6 protein-coding genes and 1 pseudogene are annotated in these 5,451 nt (G+C 60.2%); 2 read left to right on the top strand and 5 right to left on the bottom strand.

Annotated features, from left to right (window positions below; all coding sequences use genetic code 11):
• The coding region (locus tag N181_RS31170; RefSeq protein ID WP_155621604.1) for a helix-turn-helix domain-containing protein at positions 1 to 181 on the top strand (181 nt) is incomplete at its 5' end.
• A gap of 488 nt (positions 182 to 669) precedes the next feature.
• Here the strand turns inward: N181_RS31170 and N181_RS31165 are convergent.
• The 5 genes and pseudogenes from N181_RS31165 to N181_RS05810 form a co-directional block, all read right to left on the bottom strand.
• A complete protein-coding gene (locus N181_RS31165; RefSeq protein WP_234886016.1) occupies positions 670 to 975 on the bottom strand; it encodes a DUF982 domain-containing protein in 306 nt (101 codons plus the stop codon).
• A gap of 45 nt (positions 976 to 1,020) precedes the next feature.
• The gene (locus N181_RS05825) at positions 1,021 to 1,332 is read right to left on the bottom strand and encodes a DUF982 domain-containing protein (RefSeq protein ID WP_037436884.1); all 312 of its coding nucleotides are present in this window, start codon (positions 1,330 to 1,332) and stop codon (positions 1,021 to 1,023) included.
• A 55-nt stretch (positions 1,333 to 1,387) separates the two neighbouring features.
• Positions 1,388 to 2,731 (bottom strand): DegQ family serine endoprotease, encoded by a 1,344-nt coding sequence (locus tag N181_RS05820; RefSeq protein WP_037436886.1) that lies wholly within the window; start codon positions 2,729 to 2,731, stop codon positions 1,388 to 1,390.
• A gap of 204 nt (positions 2,732 to 2,935) precedes the next feature.
• Positions 2,936 to 4,564, bottom strand: coding sequence for a chaperonin GroEL (gene groL / locus N181_RS05815; RefSeq protein ID WP_060563290.1), 1,629 nt, complete (start codon positions 4,562 to 4,564; stop codon positions 2,936 to 2,938).
• Positions 4,565 to 4,619: 55 nt separating this feature from the next.
• Positions 4,620 to 4,932: pseudogene (locus N181_RS05810) on the bottom strand (co-chaperone GroES).
• Positions 4,933 to 5,295: 363 nt separating this feature from the next.
• Here N181_RS05810 and N181_RS35320 point away from each other — a divergent pair.
• On the top strand, positions 5,296 to 5,451 hold a 156-nt coding region (locus N181_RS35320), incomplete at its 3' end, for a molecular chaperone Hsp20 (RefSeq protein ID WP_037471425.1).

Raw genomic sequence — 5,451 nt, 5'->3', positions numbered from 1 at the left:
CGACGGCCACGGCGGCGCGGTCGCCCAGACCGCCACCATCACCATCAGAGTGTTAGCTCTGATTGCCGAAGGCCGCAGCTACCGCTGGATCGCTCGCGATCTTGGCATTAGCAAAGATACGGTTGCTGACGTTGTGCAGCGATTTCGGCCAATAGAACCGTCGCGGCGTCCCGTAGAATAACCCGATGGTGAACGCTGACCAGTTTTGTTCTCTTGCATATCACCGGGGGGGCAACATCCGGCCGAAAAGCGGAGGCCCGTTAATTAAAGGGTCCTGAGCCTTAGGTATCAGCGCTCTGCTAGATTGTTCCCGTTGCCGGCCCCGGCCGGGGCTGATGGCGGGGGGTGGTGCGCGAGGTTTGAGCCTTGGGGCAAGAACAGGTTTCCTAACATGTGGGCACCGCCTCTCTTTGTCGTCTCGAACAGTTGATTGCGGCCTTGCAGGAGCCGCTCGTGGCCTAGGCTGCGTTCACCATTCCGCGCAAAGCATCTTCACCTCTCACGCCGGCCTGAAAAAGCTTTATGAGAGTTCGTGCAAGCATGTCCGCTTCGTCGCTGTCGCTTGAGATGTGTCTAGCTTCCAATTCTCCGTCCAGTATTCGTTGGAGCATTTCGAGGTCAGCGGACGAGAGTGGAAGGAAATAGAAGCCTATGCCGGGGCACATAACGCTACCTCCTTTTGATCGGGCGAAAATAACGCACTGCGTGACGGTGATCCGGCTTCGTTCTTACGTTGTTTGGCGGGGAAACCAACGCTATGTCCTCTAGCAGCCCGGCGCGGCGTGCCGCCTTCACGATTGCGCCCCTTGCTTCGTGCGGCGGTCTCCAACCCTCCAGGACGTCGCGGCAGACCCGATAGGCTGCGCGATAGGTTCGCCCTCTCGCGCCTACGGGCCACTGGTCGCGAAGGCACTCCAGTGCTTCCCAGGAAATGGCGCCAACCCGCTCGCCGGTAATGCTCAGACGCAGTCTCACTGGAACGGGACTGAATATCGCTCATCACCCACTCGGTCCCAGGGATCACACCGATTTACTGTTTCCGGCTTGCGCAGGCGCATCGGCTCCGCCACTGGCGACGATCGCCTCGGTGTCTGGTGCGAGAAGATTGGCCCGTCGCGCGAAGGCGACAAACGTTCCGCGAGCGGTCTCGGCATCAATCTGGCCGGCAAGTGCTGCCCTGCAGGCATTGAGCGCGATGGCGTGGGTTGCATTTCGTTTCGATGGCGGCCACTCATTCAGCCAGGCATAGGCTTCTTTCAGACCGTGAATCTCAGCCGGAAATCCGAGCCCCACAAGGATTGTGACTGGATGTCGGAAGCAATCGTGTTCCATCGTTCTCCTCCATTCACGCGACATTGGATGTCAACGTCATGCGTCGGGCAACCACCTACCGGATCAGCAGCACGTGTTTGGACCCGGCGCGAAACAGATCGAGCGCTATCGTGCCACCGGCGTTCTTTAACGCTGTCTCGAGTTCCGCCACTGTCGAGATAGGCCGTCGATTGACGGCAACGATCACGTCGCCCGCGCGCAAACCTGATCGGGCCGCAGCACTTCCATCTTCAACGCTGGAAACAACCACGTTGCCGGCCGCATCCTGGAACTCAGCGCCCTCAAGGCGGGAGGACATGGAGCCTGGGTTGGCAATTGTCTCGTCCGCCTCGATACGCATTGTCACCGTTTTGCGAACCCGATCGCGTAGAAATTCGATTTCGACTTCTGATCCGACATGAGTCAGACCGATGCGATTGCGGAGATCTGCCGAGCCCGTGATTTTGCGATTGTTGACGGCGATGATGACGTCGCCAGCTTGAAGGCCCGCATGTGCCGCCGGCGAATCTTGCTCAACCCTGCCGACGACGGCGCCGTAGCTTTCCGCAATGCTGAGCGCTTCGGCCAGGTCGGGCGTCAGGTCCTGCACGGAGATGCCGATCCGGCCGCGCCGCACTTCGCCATGCTTGATCAGTTGCTCCATCACCGCCGACGCCATCGCGATCGGAACCGCAAAGCCGATGCCGACGTTGCCGCCGGTGGGCGCGATGATTGCGGTGTTGACGCCGACCAGCAGGCCGTCTGTTGTCACCAGTGCGCCTCCCGAGTTGCCGGGATTGATCGAAGCATCCGTCTGGATGAAATCCTCATAGCCCTCGACATTGATGCCGCCACGGCCAAGGGCGCTGACGATGCCGGAGGTTACTGTCTGACCAAGCCCGAACGGATTGCCGATTGCGACAACCGAGTCGCCGACACGAAGGGCGCCGGATTCGCCAAACGGCATCGCCGTCAGCTTGTCAGCGTCGATCTTCAGCAACGCTATATCGGTTGCCTCGTCGCTGCCGACCAGCTCGGCCGTGAAGCGGCGGCGGTCCTTCAGGGTTACCGCAATCTCGCCGGCGTCCGCGACGACGTGGTGATTGGTGAGGATATAGCCTTTGTCGGCGTCAACGATGACGCCGGAGCCCGCGCTCAGCCGCTGTTGCTGCTGCTCAGGCAGGTTGAAATAGCGGCGGAAGAAGGGATCGTTGTAAAGAGGATTGGTTTCGGCGGAAGCGCGAGACCTTACTGCAATGTTAACGACTGCCGGCGTGACGTCCTCCAAGACATCAGCGAGCGACGGTTGAGTGCTTGCCGAAATCGCCGACTGCGGCCGCGCCGCCGGTAACGGCGCAGGAACCAGGATGAGGACGAGTGCGGCGAATACGCCAACATATTTCGACGAACGCGTGGTCATGTTTGGCCCCGAATTCTTCAGATCCTCCTTCGGTGCGGCGGGCGGGCCCTCGGGTCCAGCCTCATCGGAGCCACGATTTTGGCTCCTGCCAACCAGCACCAGTCCGACATGCAGACGTCGCATCCATTTAGGTGCAACGCATGTTTTGGTCCATAAATCTGTCGAACCGTCCGCGCCCCGTCGGGGCGCGGACGGTCGTTTCAGTCAGAAGTCCATGCCACCTCCCGGCATCGGCGGCACGGGCGCCTCTTTCTTCGGCTTCTCGGCGACCATCGCCTCGGTGGTAATCAGCAGGCCGGCGACCGAGGCAGCGTCCTGCAACGCAGTTCGAACGACCTTCACGGGATCGATCACGCCCTGATCGTAAAGATCACCGAACTCGTTGGACTGGGCGTTCCAGCCATAGCCGAACTCGGCCTTCTCGCGCAGCTTGCCGACGATGATCGAACCCTCGGCACCCGCATTCTCGGCGATCTGGCGCACCGGCGCCTCGAGTGCACGGCGGACGATCTCAATGCCGTGTTTCTGGTCGGCATTCTCCGTCTGAACGCTGTCCAGTGCTTTGACGGCTCTCAGCAAAGCGACGCCGCCGCCGGGCAGCACGCCTTCCTCGACCGCCGCCCGCGTGGCATGCATCGCGTCGTCGACGCGGTCCTTGCGTTCCTTCACCTCGACCTCGGTTGAGCCACCGACGCGGATGACGGCAACGCCGCCAGCAAGCTTGGCCAGCCGCTCCTGCAACTTCTCGCGATCGTAGTCCGATGTGGTTTCCTCGATCTGCGCCTTGATCTGGGCGACGCGGCCCTGAATCTCTGTCTTCGAACCTGCGCCGTCGACGATCGTCGTGGTTTCCTTCTCGACGTCGACCTTCTTGGCGCGGCCAAGCATGTCGAGCGTCACATTCTCGAGTTTGATGCCGAGATCTTCAGAGATTGCCGTGCCGCCCGTCAGGATGGCGATGTCTTCGAGCATGGCCTTGCGGCGGTCGCCAAAGCCCGGGGCCTTGACGGCAGCGATCTTCAGGCCGCCACGCAGCTTGTTGACGACCAGGGTCGCAAGAGCTTCGCCTTCGACGTCTTCAGCTATGATGAGGAGCGGCTTGCCTGATTGAACGACCGCTTCGAGAACCGGAAGCAGCGCCTGCAGGTTCGAGAGCTTCTTTTCATGGATCAGGATGTAGGGTTCCTCGAGCTCGACCCGCATCTTGTCCGGGTTGGTGATGAAGTACGGCGAGAGATAGCCGCGGTCGAACTGCATGCCTTCGACGACTTCCAGCTCTGTCACCGCAGTCTTGGCTTCCTCAACGGTGATGACGCCTTCATTGCCAACCTTCTCGACCGCCTCGGCGAGGAACCGACCGATCTCGGTGTCGCCATTGGCCGAGATCGTGCCGACTTGGGCAATCTCGTCGTTTTTGGTGACTCTCCGCGCGTTTGTCTTCAACTCCTCGACAATGGCGTCTACGGCCTTGTCGATGCCGCGCTTCAGGTCCATCGGGTTCATGCCCGACGCCACAGCCTTCGCACCTTCCTTGACGATCGCCTGGGCGAGCACTGTCGCGGTGGTGGTGCCGTCACCAGCGATGTCGCTGGTCTTCGAGGCCACTTCCCGCACCATCTGCGCACCCATGTTCTCGAACTTGTCCTCGAGTTCGATCTCCTTGGCGACCGTGACGCCGTCCTTGGTAATCCGGGGAGCGCCGAACGATTTGTCGAGCACCACGTTGCGTCCCTTCGGGCCGAGCGTGACCTTGACGGCATTGGCGAGGATATCGACGCCGCGCAGCATTCTCTCGCGGGCGTCGGAATGGAATCTCACTTCCTTGGCAGCCATTTTTCTACTCCTTCCTGAGGCAGCATTCCTTGTCTGGCAGGGGTCCGGATCGGCACTAGGCTGCGTTTCTCGCTACAGCGTCGACCTCAATCACGCCCATCACGTCCGATTCCTTCATAATCAGCAGATCCTCGCCATTGAGCTTGATCTCGGTGCCCGACCATTTGCCGAACAGAATGCGATCACCCACTTTGACATCGAGCGGTCGCAACTGCCCGCTGTCATCGCGCGCACCAGGGCCGGCGGCAACGACCTCACCTTCCTGTGGCTTTTCCTTCGCCGTCTGGAATGATGATGCCGCCGGCCGTTTTCTCCTCGGCCTCGATGCGGCGAACCAGGATTCGGTCATGCAAGGGACGGAACGTCATGTCGCTCTCCTCATGGACAAAACAGATTTTTCAAGAGGTCCTCCGCGCCGCATTCGGAGCGAACCGACGCGGGGCGCGCCGACCCTTTCGGCATCGCGCGCAAATCGATCTGGTTTTTGTCTTTTTGAATTTCAAGAGGGAACTAGAAATTTTTTAGCACTCTAGCCCATCGAGTGCTACCGACATGAATTCATGAGACTATTTCGCGAAGCCGCTGCTCGAAGTCTCTTGCTCCCTCTTGACGGAAGGTATCGTGATCCCTACCTCATTGCTGTCGACGCCCAGGTGGGTCGACAACAGTCAGGGAGCCCCAAGCTTCTTGGCGCTCCCTCGTACCTATGTTGCTCTACGGAGGATGTAGCTATGAGAACGAACCTCGACTTTTCCCCCTTCTCCAGGTCGAGCATCGGCTTCGACCGTATCTTCGACCTGCTCGAAAACGCCAGCCTCAACGCTGATAACTGGCCGCCCTATAACATCGTCAAACTTGGCGAAGATGCGTACCGCATCGCCATCGTG

This window comes from Sinorhizobium fredii USDA 205 (assembly GCF_001461695.1).
GTDB lineage: Bacteria > Pseudomonadota > Alphaproteobacteria > Rhizobiales > Rhizobiaceae > Sinorhizobium > Sinorhizobium fredii.
This window is presented reverse-complemented; position numbering and strand designations above follow the sequence as displayed.

Bases quoted from the DNA above. Each gene is read 5' to 3' on its own strand.
- N181_RS05825 (WP_037436884.1), bottom strand. From the start codon at position 1,332: ATGGAACACGATTGCTTCCGACATCCAGTCACAATCCTTGTGGGGCTC.
- N181_RS05820 (WP_037436886.1), bottom strand. From the start codon at position 2,731: ATGACCACGCGTTCGTCGAAATATGTTGGCGTATTCGCCGCACTCGTC.
- groL (WP_060563290.1), bottom strand. From the start codon at position 4,564: ATGGCTGCCAAGGAAGTGAGATTCCATTCCGACGCCCGCGAGAGAATG.